General features: G+C 63.6%; 14 protein-coding genes and 2 pseudogenes. 7 read left to right on the plus strand and 9 right to left on the minus strand.

Features of this window, described 5'->3' with window-relative positions; translation table 11 throughout:
- Positions 1-96 precede the first annotated feature (96 nt).
- Entirely contained in the window at positions 97-801 is a 705-nt protein-coding gene (locus tag GPL20_RS13040; protein WP_157329868.1) for an L-2-amino-thiazoline-4-carboxylic acid hydrolase, read from the plus strand.
- Positions 802-988: 187 nt separating this feature from the next.
- Positions 989-2,596 (plus strand): MASE4 domain-containing protein, encoded by a 1,608-nt coding sequence (locus tag GPL20_RS13045; protein WP_157329869.1) that lies wholly within the window; start codon positions 989-991, stop codon positions 2,594-2,596.
- 210 nt (positions 2,597-2,806) lie between these two features.
- Here the strand turns inward: GPL20_RS13045 and GPL20_RS13050 are convergent, their stop codons facing one another.
- On the minus strand, positions 2,807-3,265 hold the full coding sequence (locus GPL20_RS13050; RefSeq protein WP_157329870.1) for a cache domain-containing protein: 459 nt from the start codon (positions 3,263-3,265) through the stop codon (positions 2,807-2,809).
- A 354-nt stretch (positions 3,266-3,619) separates the two neighbouring features.
- Here GPL20_RS13050 and GPL20_RS13055 point away from each other — a divergent pair.
- From GPL20_RS13055 to GPL20_RS13065, 3 genes and pseudogenes are all read left to right on the plus strand, one after another.
- Positions 3,620-3,778 (plus strand): annotated as a pseudogene (locus GPL20_RS13055) (transposase); the annotation flags it as partial.
- Between the two features lie 201 nt (positions 3,779-3,979).
- The gene (locus GPL20_RS13060) at positions 3,980-4,297 is read left to right on the plus strand and encodes a hypothetical protein (RefSeq protein WP_157329871.1); all 318 of its coding nucleotides are present in this window, start codon (positions 3,980-3,982) and stop codon (positions 4,295-4,297) included.
- A gap of 454 nt (positions 4,298-4,751) precedes the next feature.
- Positions 4,752-5,027: a hypothetical protein gene (locus GPL20_RS13065; protein ID WP_157329872.1), complete on the plus strand. Its 276-nt coding sequence runs from the start codon at positions 4,752-4,754 to the stop codon at positions 5,025-5,027.
- Between the two features lie 25 nt (positions 5,028-5,052).
- Here the strand turns inward: GPL20_RS13065 and GPL20_RS13070 are convergent, their stop codons facing one another.
- The gene (locus GPL20_RS13070; RefSeq protein WP_157329873.1) at positions 5,053-6,087 is read right to left on the minus strand and encodes an adenylate/guanylate cyclase domain-containing protein; all 1,035 of its coding nucleotides are present in this window, start codon (positions 6,085-6,087) and stop codon (positions 5,053-5,055) included.
- Between the two features lie 94 nt (positions 6,088-6,181).
- Positions 6,182-7,369 (minus strand): CaiB/BaiF CoA transferase family protein, encoded by a 1,188-nt coding sequence (locus GPL20_RS13075; protein ID WP_157329874.1) that lies wholly within the window; start codon positions 7,367-7,369, stop codon positions 6,182-6,184.
- A gap of 264 nt (positions 7,370-7,633) precedes the next feature.
- On the opposite strand from GPL20_RS13075, the gene GPL20_RS13080 reads away from it, so the two are divergent.
- Entirely contained in the window at positions 7,634-8,521 is an 888-nt protein-coding gene (locus GPL20_RS13080) for a VOC family protein (protein ID WP_157329875.1), read from the plus strand.
- A 29-nt stretch (positions 8,522-8,550) separates the two neighbouring features.
- Here GPL20_RS13080 and acdA read toward each other — a convergent pair whose 3' ends face one another.
- The 5 genes and pseudogenes from acdA to GPL20_RS13105 form a co-directional block, all read right to left on the minus strand.
- Complete coding sequence (gene acdA / locus GPL20_RS13085; protein WP_157329876.1) at positions 8,551-9,771, minus strand: 3-sulfinopropanoyl-CoA desulfinase; 1,221 nt, start codon at positions 9,769-9,771, stop codon at positions 8,551-8,553.
- 16 nt (positions 9,772-9,787) lie between these two features.
- Complete coding sequence (locus GPL20_RS13090; protein ID WP_157329877.1) at positions 9,788-10,363, minus strand: peroxidase-related enzyme; 576 nt, start codon at positions 10,361-10,363, stop codon at positions 9,788-9,790.
- Between the two features lie 94 nt (positions 10,364-10,457).
- The gene (locus tag GPL20_RS13095) at positions 10,458-11,135 is read right to left on the minus strand and encodes a cupin domain-containing protein (protein ID WP_157329878.1); all 678 of its coding nucleotides are present in this window, start codon (positions 11,133-11,135) and stop codon (positions 10,458-10,460) included.
- Positions 11,122-11,286 (minus strand): annotated as a pseudogene (locus GPL20_RS39530) (alcohol dehydrogenase); the annotation flags it as partial. The gene GPL20_RS13095 and the pseudogene GPL20_RS39530, both read right to left, overlap by 14 nt.
- An 81-nt stretch (positions 11,287-11,367) precedes the next feature.
- Complete coding sequence (locus GPL20_RS13105) at positions 11,368-12,591, minus strand: MFS transporter (protein WP_157329879.1); 1,224 nt, start codon at positions 12,589-12,591, stop codon at positions 11,368-11,370.
- 194 nt (positions 12,592-12,785) lie between these two features.
- On the opposite strand from GPL20_RS13105, the gene GPL20_RS13110 reads away from it, so the two are divergent.
- Positions 12,786-13,619 (plus strand): AraC family transcriptional regulator, encoded by an 834-nt coding sequence (locus tag GPL20_RS13110; protein WP_157329880.1) that lies wholly within the window; start codon positions 12,786-12,788, stop codon positions 13,617-13,619.
- Between the two features lie 339 nt (positions 13,620-13,958).
- Here the strand turns inward: GPL20_RS13110 and GPL20_RS13115 are convergent, their stop codons facing one another.
- Positions 13,959-14,444, minus strand: coding sequence for an arsenate reductase/protein-tyrosine-phosphatase family protein (locus GPL20_RS13115; RefSeq protein WP_157329881.1), 486 nt, complete (start codon positions 14,442-14,444; stop codon positions 13,959-13,961).
- Positions 14,445-14,540: the final 96 nt, after the last annotated feature.

The following is a 14,540-nucleotide window of genomic DNA, read 5'->3' on the forward strand; positions in this document are numbered from 1 at the left end:
TTTTCTACGGCTTGAGCGAAGGAACCATGCTTTGCGCCGAGCCGGTGTCCCCGGTTACGGTCGGGTTGCAGCATCCGCAGAACTCATGGGTGTCCAATGCCTGAGACCGTCCATCCGTTTTACGAGTCGCATCGCGGTGCAATGGAGGCCGCCATGCGCCATCGCCTCGACCTTGCCGAAGCGATGTTGTGCGAGCGCGCGCAGCTATCCGATATCGATCGCATCCGGCAGGAGGTGATGGACGAATTCGAAATCGTGCTCGCCCAGGTGCCCTATGTCGGCGGCGCGGCCAGCCGCATGAGCGATTTCTTCATGCGTCTCATGGGCTTCATGGCCATCAGCCGCGTGCTCCGACGACACGGCGTGCCGCTGGCCGTGATCGGCGACATCGAGCGGGAAACCTACAAGGCGCAATTGCTCACCCTGCCCGAAGCGGAACGCCTCGCCTCGGGGCGCCAATTCATGTCGTCAGAGAATCAGGCCTTGCTGCGCGAGCAGGCGGCAAAGAGTGTTACAAAGAAACATCAAGAGGAGTTCCCGGGTGATTTCGTCTACGACTTCGTCGAGCCGGGCCCGGGCGACAGCTTCGAATTCGGCATCAACTACAAGGCCTGCGGCTTCTGCAAATTCGCGGCGCGCCATGGAGACAAGGAGATCCTGCCGAATATCTGCGGGCTCGACTTCGATGCCTATGCGACGCGAGGCATCCGCCTGGAAAGGACTCAAACGCTGGCCGGCGGCGCGAGCCACTGCAATTTCCGCTTCTCGCCGCTGCCGCCGGACCAGGACGCGTCCTCGTGAAAGCAACGAGACCCCTTCGGGGCTCACATCTGTCCAGCCCCGAACAGCGGCGCGAGAGCGGACATTCCCAAATCGCCGCTGCGGGCTAAGACTTCAGGCCTGACCAAGGCCGATTTTTTCGCCCTGAAATACAAGGAGTGGTAACCAGAGGTCGGAGCAGGTGATCAGCTGGGCAGCGCGGGGCACCATGCAGAGGACAGACGACGACCACCTCGATCGAGAACTGGCGCGAGACTTTCCGCTCGGAATGGCAGCCATTCCAGCCTCGGCAGCACAACGGCGAACCGCAATTGGGGTTGTGATCGTCCTGGGAGCCATAGCGGCCGCCATCGCGCCGTTCGCCGATATCCCGCTCCCCAAGATAGACGCGTTTGTCCCGGTACTTCAGACCGTCCTTGCTGTTGCTGACCTCATGACGGCCCTGCTGCTGTTCGCGCAGTACCCGGTCTTGCAGCAACGGGCCCTGCTGGCCGCGGCAAGCGCATACCTTTGCAGCGCATCGTTCGCGTTTCTGCAGACGCTGAGTTTCCCGGGCTCATATGCTCCTGCAGGCTTGATGGGCGACGGGTTCAACACTCCGGCCTGGTTCTTCGTGTTGTGGCACGCGACATTTCCGCTGGGAATCATCGCCTACACCCTTCTGAAGGATGGAGGCCAACCCGCCATTCAACCAGGCAGATCTTCCGCAACGACGATCGGTCTCACGGTACTCTGCGTATCAGGCGCGGTCGCCGTCCTGGCCTGGTTCGTCACCACCAGGGCCGAAATGCTGCCGGCGTTCTATGCCGGCAGCTTCATCCGGCAAACCAATCTTGGAAACCAGGTCAATGTCGCCCTTTTGCTCTGGTACGCCACTGCGCTTGTCGTGCTGCTCGCGCGAGCCCGCACGATTCTGGACATCTGGCTCCTTGTAATCCTGATCGCCTGGATGCCGAACTTCCTGGTGGCTGCACTCGCAAGCTCCGTCAGATTTTCGCTCGGCTGGTACGCGGCGCGCGGCTTTGCCCTTGTCGCCAGTTTCATTCTCCTCAGCATTCTGCTGACAGAGATGATCGTCTTGTATTCCCGTCTTGCCAACGCGTTCTCTCTCTTGCGGCGCGAACGCGCCAACCGGCTCATGAGCATCGATGCCGCGACCGGCGCAATCGCGCATGAGATACGGGGGCCGCTTGGCGCAATTGCGCTCAATGCCAACACCGCCCTCGCGCAACTTCGCTCCAAGCCACCCGCGCTGCAGGAATTGGCCGCGATCATGAAAGACATCGAGAGCGATGCGATGCGGGCAAACGACGTGCTTTCCGGCGTCCGCGCCCTGTTCAAGGCCAGAACGGCCAATCCAACACCGGCAACGGTACAGCAGATTGCCTTGCATGCACTGGCCCTCTCTGCCCCGGACTTGCTGCGCAGCCAGGTCTCGGTAACGACCGATTTCGCGGACGATCAGGTTCCGGTGCACACCGACCCCGTACAATTGCAGCAAGTGCTTTTGAACCTGATCAGAAACGCCTTGGAAGCGATGGCATCGATCCCGCCTGACGCGCGCCGACTGATGCTCTCGACGAAAGTCACCAACGATTCGACCGTCCTGCTTTCAATTCACGACACAGGCGGCGGCATTCCCGATGAAGAACGTAACCGCATCTTCGACGCGTTCTTCACGACCAAGCGCTCGGGGATGGGATTGGGGCTCGCGATCAGTCGAGCAATCGTGGAGAGCCACGGCGGGACACTGCGTCTCGCGGACTCAGGTCCGCAGGGATCAATTTTTGAACTGGCTTTGCAGCGCGCTGACTAGGCCGTGTACCTATAAACCTGGCGGCGTCATGTGACCGGTGACTACGTCCGCTTTGCTCCTATAGCGACCAAATTCGTGCGGCAGCGCAGTATGTCGCGATGGGCCACAAGCGGACATTCTATCTCGCAGCGTCAGCTGAAATTTCAGGATGTGTGCTCGTCTATGCGCCTAGTCGACCGTCTCGGGCCCAGCGGCCCGCAATGACCCTGACTATTCGTCCTTGGTGCTGTAGTAACCGACACCACAAGTGAGCTTCCCTACCTTGGTGAAGTAGTCTTCTTTGTACACTTCTTTACTGGCGTTGGGCTTGGGCAGATAGTAGCCGATAACCTTAATCCGCTCCCAGCGCGCTTCGTTCAGCAGCTGGAGGCCAAACTCCTTGCCGGTCTTGTCCTTCAGCGCCGCAAGATCGCGGCCGATCAAGTCCGGCAGGCCGTGGGCGAGGATTTTGCCGTTCGCGTCCGCACAATAGACGTAGAGGTCGCCGCGCCTGAACGCGGGATGGCCCCTATTGAACATCTCGAGCGCTGTCGCCTCATCCCCTTTCAAGGCCAAGACCGCAAGCTCAAGCATGTCTCGTGCTTCCAACGGTTCAGCCGCGATACCAGGTCCAATGCCCGCAATCAGTGACATCGCTGCTAACGCGAAACGAGGGGCCGACGCTTTCATCGAAATCCCTCCCAAGACAGGATGTGTAAACCGTCGGCAGGAACGACGGTTCACGCTGGCTGCTCTCCTACTTCGGTTTTCTATGCACAGCTTTCGAGTTGGTCTGCGCTGGTGGAAACGAGCGTTGACGACGCGCTGCGCTACCAGCGTCAATGCACCTGTCTTTCTGCCGCTAAATTACATCTTTGTCGCAAGTGCTGGAAGATCCAAAATGCCCGCTCGGGGTCATCTTCGACGGCTTCAGCGGTGATTGTCGGCTGGCTGATGTCCGCTTCTTCCCCGTAAGCGTCCAACCGGGGCCTGCCCGGAATCGTTGCGTTTGGCCAGACCCCTGTGATTCAAGGGGCTCGAATCATGCGCTACGAACTTGCCGATTATGAATGGATTGCCATCAAGGCCATGCTGCCGAACAAGCCGCGTGGCGTTCCTCGGGTTAACGACCGTCGTGTCCTCAATGGCATCTTCTGGGTCTTGCGCTCTGGAGCACCTTGGCGTGATCTGCCCGAGACGTTTGATGGAAGCTTGCCCGTCATCAGGTCTGACGGCCCGCGAGGAAGTCTCTTGGCGCGCCGTCACCGTGTATTAGGGGGCAGGCAACGTCCTAGCCATTCCCCATCTGACCGCGAGGTGCCTTCTCGAAAATAAAGGGGAACCGCGAACGTCGGGAAAGGTGGCGCGTTTAGCGGGAATGGGGCAGCGCACTGGAGAAGAAGCATGCGAACCGCAACTCTCGCGATGATTGTCGTTGCCGGAAGCGTCATTGCCTTCCAAGCAACGGCGCAACAGCAAAAGGCTGCACCTAGCGAGCAAAACAAGGAGGAGATGCACCGCGATGTGGACAGAGGGCTCAAGGCTAACGAGCCCAACGAGCAAATGCAGCGCGACGCGGACAAGGGGGCCAAGACACGCAATTCAGGAGCGTCCGGGTACGTGGCCGATCAAGACAAGCCGGGCGCGTCTGCGCATCCTCCGGGCCGACCGGAGAGTGAGCAGACGACGGGTTCGGGTCGTCAACCCGGCGCATCGAAATAGAGCCGGTCGCATCGTCCATCAGGACGGCACTCCGGAAAATCCGAGTTACACCGGTTGCCCCATCGCATCCCGGACGGCGCTCATGCATGCTGATCGGCCTGGGCCGGCGGAAGCCTTGGCCGGTCCAGCAACTGGGCCTCAGCTTCTCAAGCATGGGGCCAACTTTTTGGAGATCATCCGCAGAAGGAACGCTTCGAAAGGAGTGCCCCTTTCGCGCCATCATCATTCACAGTTCACGGGCGTACAGTTCATTGGCCTTCGGGCTCAAGCTGCCCCGCCCCCCGCCCGGAGTGCAGGCGGCCTCGCCAAGTGCAACAGCGTTGGCGGGGCCGCTGCCGCACCCGCGCGCAGCCGGCCAGGCGAGGACCGAATTGGCGCTTTGGGCTAAATTGGCCCGACGGTCCCGCCCTTTCGCAGCTCCTGCCCGCGCGGAGCCGGATCCGGTGAGGAAAACATGACCATTGTCCTCTATGCCGCCGCCGGCCTCCTCATGGCCGTCGGGAGCCTCTATTTCGCCTGGCGCAGCAGGGACTTTCGCAAATTCCTGGCAGGCGCATTCTTCGTATCATCTGGCATCTTGTTCTATATCTATCTCGCCGATGTTTCGGTGCCTCTGTTGGGGACAGAGCTTGTCGCGACACCGCGGGTCAGCGGCGGCCGTTCCGTCGTCCATTTCATTCTCTTCCTGGTCTGCCTCTATTTTGGCTTCGTCAGGCGGCCGGAGAGCTAGAACACACGTGAATGCCTGGTATTTGCTACCGAGCGTCAGCTTGTGCGACGCGGCGCTCGACGGCGTACACATCGATTGGCGCCCGGCGTCCGCGCAGCGGCGTTGGTCCCAATGCTTCGACCACGAGGTCGGCGGCAGGACTCGCCAAGCGTAACAGGTCGGCTGAAACAAGCAGGGGTCGATCCACCTCCTTGCAATGCTCCTGCAGCCGCGCCGCGACATTCACGGTGTCGCCAAAATAGGCAACCTGTCGGCGTGAATCGCCGCATTCGCTGATCGCCACCGAACCGGCATGCATTCCTCCGCGAAAACGTGGCAGCAGGCCGAATTCGCGAAGATACAGATCGCCACGAGCGGCAATCCTGTCCTGGATGGCGAAGAAGCAACCGATATAGCGCCGCGACGACGGTCTCGCAGTCACCCGCCATGTTACGATGACCTCGTCCCCGACATAGGCGTGCACCTCGCCGCCATGAGCGAGGATGATCTCGTCTATGTCGAAAAAAACGCGGGTGAGAAGCTCCTGTATTCGCAACTCCCCCATCGACTCGGCGAGGGACGTCGAGCCTACAAGATCGAGAAACAATAGCGCGCGCTGCTCGCGCACCGGTCGGCGATATCGGCCAAGAACGACGCTGAGGAGAACACGGCCGCCAATGAGCCGTATCAGCTCGTAGGCCGAGCTGATCAGCATGGACATCACAAAAGCGAGACCGACGATGCGAGGCAAGCCGGCCGCGAGCCAATTGGTGTCGATCCAGCGTCCATAGAGTGCGACTTGCAGCCCAATCGCAACCGCCGTGACCACGACGGCCATGACGACAGATTTGACGAGGAGTTCGCCGACGAGCGGCCATTTCGTCACCCACGCGCTGCTGCGCGAGGTGAAATAGAGATGAACCACCCAACCCGAGAGTGCGACACCCGTGCCATGCAGGCCGCTTCGCAGGTAGTTCGCAAGCGTAGCTTCGCTCGGGTCGTCGACAACGTAACGATAGAGGCTGCCCGCGAGCAATCCTATTCCAGCCAATACGATCGTAGGCGCCAACGATCGCCGCATGTCCCCTCCACAACCAGCGGAGCAGAATAAGCAACACGGCACTTCGCGCCGTGCAGCCTATACCAATCCGAGCCTCAAAGCAGGAGTATACGCCCTAGATGACGCCATCCTTCCGAAGCGCCGCGATCGCGGCGTTGTCGTAACCGAGCTCGGCGAGGACGAGGTCGGTATGCTCGCCGAGCGTCGGCGGACGGGCTGCGATCTTGCCCGGCGTTTCCGACAGGCGGACGGCGGCGCGCGTCACCGGTGCCGGCTTCGGCAAGCCGGGATAGTCGACGTCCTGCATGAAGCCGGCGGCGCGGATGTGCGGATGATCCAGCGCCTGCTGCGGGCTCAGCACGGGCCCGGTCGGAATCATCGCGCTTCCGAGCGTGTCGACGGCCTCCTGCGTGGTGCGCTCGGCGCACCAGCGCGCCATCCGCGCGCTGATGATGGCGCCGCTGTTGCCGCGGCTGATGTCGTCGGCGAAGCGCGGATCGTTCAGCCACTGCTGCTCCTCGCCCATCAGCCTCGCCCATCGCTTGAACAGCGGCTGGCCCGTGACCTGGCACAGCACCCAGCCGTCCTTCGTGCGATAGATGTCGGCCGGCGCGGCGGTCTGGCCGAGATTGCCTGATGGCACGCGATTGACGTTGATGACGGCCTGCTCGATCAGCGTGGCATTGGTGAAGGACAAGGCGGTTGCCAGCAGCGCACCCTCGACGATCTGTCCGCGCCCGGACTTGCCGCGCTCGATCAGCGCAGCGAGTGTTCCGAACGCGCAATGCAGCGCGGTGCCGAAATCGACCCAGTTCACCGCGGCCCGATAAGGCGGATCGCCTGCGCCGGTCATGTAGACCGAGCCCGACATGACCTGCCCGACACCGTCGAAGCCGACCCGGTCGGACCAGGGCCCCGGCCCGCCGAACGCGGTGGCCGTGGTCAGGATGATGTCGGCCTTGATCGCCTTGAGCGCGTCGTAGTCGAGCTTCATCGCGCGCAGGGTCTGCGGCGGCAGATTGGCGACGACCACGTCGGCGGTCGCAACCAGGCGGCGCATCACCTCCTGCCCCTCCGGCTTCATCGGATCGAGCGTGATGCACTTCTTGTTGCGGTTGATCTGGAGAAACAGCGCGCCTTCGCCGCCTTCGCCGACCGGCGCCACGAAGCGATCCTCGCTGCCGTCGCGCTTCTCCACGCGGATGACCTCGGCGCCGAACTCGGCCAGCAAGGTCGCGCAATAGGGCCCTGCGATATAGCGCCCGAAGTCGAGCACGCGCACGCCCTCCAGAACTCCTCCCATCGATCCCTTCCCTCGTGTTTTGCACAGCTTACAGGGACTGGCCATCACGGCAAGGCGGGCAACGGGAATGCTGCCCTACCCGCAAGATGTGATCGGCCGGCAGTTTCGGGGCGCGGAAATTCTGCTCTGGAGCTTCGGTTCTGAATGAATCAGGACCGAAGCTCCGGTCTCCTGTTTTGACGCGTTTTCTTCACGCGAAGCGGTATCCACTTCGCTCGAAAACGCTCTAGTATGGACACCTCCGTCCCCAGCCAGAGCACATCCATGCCGCAACAATTCGATCGATCCGCAGAAGATCTCGGCAACGCGATCCATCTCGAGCACGTCAACATCCAGGTTCCGGACCAGCGGCTCGCAACCCTGTTCTACGTCGCAGGACTTGGGCTCACCCGCGATCCCTACCTGATGGTGTCCGACACCAACATGTGGATCAATGCCGGCAAGAGCCAGTTTCATTTGCCGAGCGGCCGGCCGCAGGTGCTGCGCGGCCATGTCGGGCTGGTGATCGCGGGGCGCGAGGCGCTGCTGGCGCGATTGGCGTCGGTCGCCAAGACGCTCGAGGACACGGCGTTCGCGTTCGCCGAGCGCAACGACCATGTCGAGGCGATTTGTCCGTGGGGCAATCGCCTGCGCTGTTACGAGCCGGACGCCGCGCGCTTCGGGCGCATCGCGCTCGGCATCCCCTATGTCGAGTTCGACGTGCCGGCGGGATCCGCAGCCGGCATCTGCGCCTTCTATCCCGAGATCATGGGAATGCCGGCGGAATTGCGCAACGGCGGCGGCAGGGTTGCCGCCGTGAAGACCGGCCGCGGCCAGCACCTGCTGTTCCGCGAGACCAATCGTCCCCAGGGCGACTATGACGGCCACCATGTGCAGATGTACATCACCGACTTCTCCGGTCCCTATCGCAAGCTGCTGGCGCGCAACCTGATCTCCCGCGAGGACAATCAGTATCAGTACCGGTTCTGCGACATCGTCGATCCCGGCAGTTGCAGGCCGCTCTTCACGGTCGAGCACGAGGTGCGCAGCGCGACCCACCCGATGTTCATGCGGCCGATGGTCAATCGCAATCCGGCCCTGACCAACCGCAACTACGCGTTCGGCCACGATCAGGCGCACTGGGCCATGGGGCCGGATCAGTACGAGGGGTAGCGCGCGGCAACACCGCGGCGTTCACGCCCTCAGCGCTGGTCTCGATCCCCGTCGGGCGCCGGCATCACGTAGCCGTCGCGGGTCTGCGGCAGCTTCCAGCCCAGCACCTTGCTCGCGACGAGCGTGCGCAGCACCTGGGCCGTGCCGCCGCCGATCGTGAACATGCGCACGTCGCGCGCCATGCGCTCGAGCGGGAAGTCGCGCGAATAGCCGCGGGCGCCGAACATCTGCAGCGCGTCGTTGACGATCTTGATCGCCGCCTCCGACGCGAAGATCTTCGCCTGGGCCGCCAGGGTCGGATCGGGAAACGCGCTGCCGCCGGGGCCTCGCGACGCGGCTGCCGCATGCAGCATCAGGCGCGATGCCGTGAGCTGCGTCTGCATGTCGGCGAGCATCCATTGCAGTCCCTGGAACTCGCCGATCGGCCGTCCGAACTGCTCGCGCGTCTTGACCCAGCCAATGGCGTGCTCCAGCGCGCCCGCAGCGATCCCCATCGCGACGGTGCCCGCGCCGACACGCTGGCTGTTATAGGCATTGATGAGGTCGGCAAAGCCGCGCCGGAAGCCCGACGGAGGCAGCAGCACCATGTCCGGCGTGATCTCCAGGTCCTCGAACACGAGCTCGCCCTCGGGCATGCCGCACAGCCCCATCGTCGTTTCGCGCTTGCTCATGCGCAGCCCTTCGGCCTCGCCGCGCACGGCCAGGAAGCCGCCGATGCCGAGCTCCTCGCCGCCCTCATCGAAGACCCGCGCGAAGATCAGGTGCAGGCGCGACACGCCGGCGCCGGTGATCCAATGCTTCCGGCCGTTGAGCACGTAGCGATTGCCGCGCTTGTCGGCCCGGGTCTTCATGCCGCTCGCGTCGCTGCCCGCGTCGGGCTCGGTGATGCAGATCGCCGGCTTGTCGCCCGCCAGGACGAGCTCGGCCGCGCGCCGGCGCTGCGCATCGGTGCCGTAGGCCATGACGGTCGAGATCGCGCCCATGTTGGCCTCGACGACGATGCGCGCCGAGACCGTGCAGGCGCGCGCCATCTCCTCGATCACCAGCACCGTGTCGAGGAAGCTCCCTCCCTGCCCGCCATATTGCTCCGGAATGGTCATGCCCATGAAGCGCTCGGCTTTCAGCGCCTCGACGACGTCCCAGGGATATTCACGCGACTGGTCGATCTCGGCGCCGCGTTTGCGCAAGAGCCCGTTCGAGAAGGCGGCGGCTCTTTCCTTCAGGGCCAATTGCCGGGATGAGAGCTCCATGGCGTCGTTCCTTGTCTCAGCCGCGGCCCATGGAATAGAACTCGGCATTCGGACGCATGCTGGTCACGTTGGCGAGCCGGTTCGACAGGCCGAAGAAGGCCGAGATCGCCGCGATGTCCCAGATGTCCTCTTCGGTGAATCCATGCGCCTTCAGCGTCGCGAAGTCGCTTTCAGACACCTTTTGCGCCTCTGTCGAGACGCGAACGGCGAAGTCCAGCATCGCCTTCTGACGATCGGTGATGTCGGCCTTGCGGTAGTTGACCGCGACCTGATCGGCAATCAGCGGGTCCTTGGCACGGATCCGCAGGATCGCGCCGTGCGCCACCACGCAATACTGGCATTGATTGAGGTTGCTGGTCGCAACCACGATCATCTCGCGCTCGGCCTTGGTCAGGTTGCCGGGCTTGTCCATCAGCGCGTCATGATAGGCAAAGAACGCGCGGAACTCGTCCGGCCGATGCGCGAGCACGAGAAAGACATTCGGAATGAAGCCGGACTTCTCCTGCACGGCCAGGATGCGGCTGCGGATGTCGTCCGGCATATCGGCGAGATCGGGGACAGGAAAGCGGCTGACGGCGCGTGCTTCGGTCATGAGTTGGGCTCCCGGGTTATTGTTCGTTGGAGATTGGCACGATCATACGGCTTCGCCCCGGCAGCCTTCAACGACGTGCGGGACGCGCGCGGGTTCACGGCAGTTGGCGGACGTCCGGATGAAGCAGCGGAGCATCCTTCAGCCAGACTTTCGCGCCGTCCGCACCGCAGACGGCGCGCAGGGGCTGCCCTGCCGGCAAGCGCGCCCAGCCTTGCGGAAGCAGCGTCTGGTCGCCAATCGACAGGCTTCCGGCGAGAACGAGCATTTCGAGGCCGCGTGCGTTCTCGACCGTGACGGGACTGCCGGGCATCCAGCTCTCGAAACGCACGTTCTCGAATCCGTCGTCGAACAACTCGACCGCGCTCGCCGCTCCCAATCGCGGCGCGAGCTGACGACCTTCCGCCGGCCGTCGCACGATCTGGTCGCGATCGCCGTCCCGGAATTGCCAGAGGCGCACGAAGATCGTGCAGCCGTCCTGCGATGCGGGGACGTGCGAGGTCCCGGGCGGATTGCGGAAATAGCTGCCGGCCGGGTAATCGCCGTGCTCGTCCTGGAAGACGCCGTCGAGAACAACGATCTCTTCGCCGCCACCATGCGTATGGCGCGGGAACGCGCTGTTCGGGGCGTAGCGCACGATCGAGGTGGCGCGCGCGACCTCGTCGCCGATGCGAAACAGCATGCGCCGGTCGACGCCGGCCGCCGGGCTTGGCGCCCACGGCAGCTGCCCGGCCTGGACGATCACGGGAACCGTAAAGTTGTCATTGATGCGCATGGCTCTTCTCCGTCATGGTCAATACCATTCTGAACCTGGCCTGGCCGGACCGCATCCGTGCGACCGCCTCGGCGGCGCGCTCCAGCGGCATGGTTTCGATGCGCGGACGTACACCCGCAAGCACGCTGAAATCGAGTGTCTTTCGTTCTTTCCGCGAGTTCGAGCGTGCCGGCCTTCGAGACCTGCGCCACGCGATGGGACCGTGTCATGTCGTCACCTCCGATGCCGGACATCACGCCGCATCGCTGCGGTGCGATCGAGGAGACGCCAGCACCAGTGCGGCGACGGCCAGGAAGAGCGGCGGAAACGAGACCCACAGCACTGTATCCCAGCCATAGGCGGAGAGCAGTCCACCCGACAGGAACGAGCCGAAGGTCATCGTGCCGAATACGATGAAGTCGTTCAGCGACTGGACGCGCGCCTTCTCCTCCGCGTGATGACACTCCAGGACCATCGCGGAGGCGCCGACGAAGCCAAAATTCCAGCCGACACCGAGCAGGATCAGCGTTGCCCAGAAATGCCCGACCTGGATGCCGAGAAGACCGACGGCCGAAGAGGCGGCGGTGAGCAGCAGTCCCGCCGCGACCACCCGCGATGCGCCGAACCTGGTGATCAGCCTGCCGGTCCAGAAGCTCGGTCCGTACATCGCGATCACGTGCCATTGCAGGCCGAGATTGGCGGACTCCTGCGACAGATTGCAGAACTTCATCGCGAGCGGCGCTGCCGTCATCAGGAAGTTCATCAGCAGATACGAGACGACACCGCAGATGACCGCGGCAATGAAGTGCGGCTGGCGCGCGATCACGGAAAGCGGACGACCTCTGTCTCTGCCAGCCGCGATCGGCATCGGCAGACGGACGCCGGCGAGGACAGCCAGGGAGATCGCGGCGACCGCGCCCTGCGCCAGATAGGTGGCCGCGAAGAGATGCGGTGGCCACAGATCCATCGTGTGCGTGACGAGTTGCGGCCCGATCACGCCGGCGAAGACACCGCCTGCCATCACCGCCGACAGCGCGCGCGGCCGCCGCTCCGGCGCCGCGCAATCGGCGGCAGCGAAGCGAAAGGACAGCACCACCGCGGCGTAGACGCCGCCGAGAAACGTCGCCGCACAGAACAGGCCGAACGAAGCGTAGAGAACCGCGAGCGAGCCGATCAGACCGGAAAGGACGCCGCAGCCGGTGCCGATCATGAAGGTCGCGCGTCGCCCGTAACGCTGCGCGACCGCGCCGGCGGGCAAGGTGCAGGCGGCCATTCCGACCACGAAGATCGAGATCGGTAGGGTCGCCAGCGCCTTGCTGGGCGCGAGCATGTCGCCGATCACGGCACCGGTGGCGTAGACGATCGTCGAATTCGCGCCGGCCAATGCCTGCGCGACCGCGAGCCTTGCGACATTGCTGCGCTCGAAACGCAACGCGGGCGGAGCCTCCACCCGCGCTTGCACGGCAACTTCCGACATTCAAACCTCGATCTGATGGCGCCAGCGCGCATCGCGCTGCGACGGACGGCGGTGAAGGCGCGAGGGACGAGACGGTCCGGCCAACGAGCTTTGTGGCTGTGGCCGTCCCTGAACTGGAGCGCTAGCAGAGCGAAAAGCGGCTGTCTTTCGACGTTTTGCCAATTTATATAGAGTATCGGCCAATCGGAGACGCCATGACCTGGAGCGCACTATCGACTCCGCCGGATGCCCTGCCCCCGCGCCCCATCACCATGCGTGCCCAGTCGATCCCCGCGCGGCACGAATTTCCGGAGCACGCGCACGACTGGCACCAGGTGGTCTACGCCGTCGACGGCGTGCTCATGGTGACCGCGGAGAACCGTTCCTTCGTCATCTCGCCCGAGCAGGCCGTGTGGCTGCCGAGCGGCGTTCGCCATCGGGTCGGCTCACTGCTCGGCGCCGCGTTTCGCAGCCTCTGGATCGCCGTCGACGCCGGCAGGAATCTGCCGTCGGCTCCGACGGTGCTCGCCGTCTCTCCCCTGCTGAAGGAGTTGATCGTGGAGGCCGCAGCCATCGAAGGACGCCGGGACGCCGACGGCTATCCCGGCCGCGTCGCGACGCTCATTCTCGATCAGCTCGGCAGGGCTCGCGCGCTGACGGCGGGATTGCCGTGGCCGCGCGGCGAACGCCTGCTGCGTCTCTGCGAAGCGCTCTACGTCGATCCCGCCGATTCCCGCAGTTCGGACGATTGGGCCAAGGCGCTCGGCATGTCGACGCGGACGCTGACGCGCCAGTTCGAAGCGGAAATGGGCTCGAGCCTGCGATCATGGCGGCGCCGGGTGCGGCTGCTGCGCGCCATCGAGCTGTTGAGCCGGGGCACGGGCGTGACGGAGACCGCGATGCAACTGGGCTACGGATCCGCCTCCGCTTTCGTCTTCGCGTTCCGGACGGAAATGGGGGCGAGCCCCCACGCCTACATGCGAAGAGCGGCCGGCAGGCGCGAGGCTTCATCCGCAAGGCCGCCGAAAGCGCGCGGTCAGAACGCTTGATGCGAAACCGACGCGTTTCAGCGAGCCCGGCCCGTCGTGTCGGCAAAGAACGCAAGGAGCTGATGCGAGACGAAGCCCGGATTCTCGTCGGGCAGCCAATGCCCGGTCTCTATCGACGCGTTCCTGCTGCACGCGGCCATTTGAGCTTGCCGAGAGTGGCTATGGGTGGGTCGCGGTCGCGGACATGATCCGGCGGACCGCGCGATGGCTGGACGTCTTTCGGAGCGACAGCGAACTCGTTGTGCTCATGTTGGCGTTTTGTAGAAGTAGCCCCAATGCGCTGGCCGCACTCCCTGTAGCGAAGTCGCGTTCGGGCGTTGGCGCAAACATGCCGACACCTTAGCCAAGTTCCTTCAATCGCTCGCGCAGGCTGATCTCATCGAGTGACCGAAGAGGTAGTTGCATGAAGGCCAGGATCTGCCGTTCAAGACCACCGAGCGTGGCGGCGAGCGCACTACGCCGCTCCCGCTTGTCGTCCAGCTTCAGGGGATCGGGATAACGCCAATCGCCGGTTACGGGGCGGCCCGGCCAATGCGGCAGCGGCTCTCCGGCCTCGATATCGCACAGCGTGAACACAAAATCCAAAGGCGGGGCGTCGGCTTTCGCGAACTCTTTCCAATGCTTGGGATGCAGTCCCTCCGTGGGGTATTCCGCGACCGTCAAAACGTCGACTGCCAACTCATCAAGTTGGCTGGCCGGGCGCAACCCCGCGCTAAAACCCATGAAGCGTTCGCGCCCAATGCGGTTCAACGCCGCTTCGGCAAAAATGCTACGCGCCGAGTTCCGATTTGAGAGAAAGAGCACATTGTAGTGGCCATCTGACATGCCAAGGCTCCATCTGGGTACGAAAGTTAAAATCGGGAAAGTGTCTTCGAGTTCCAGGCCGCCTCAGCTTGGCCGTCTCTTCACTCGTCCATTGGT

The organism is Bradyrhizobium cajani (assembly GCF_009759665.1).
Classification (GTDB): Bacteria; Pseudomonadota; Alphaproteobacteria; order Rhizobiales; family Xanthobacteraceae; genus Bradyrhizobium; species Bradyrhizobium cajani.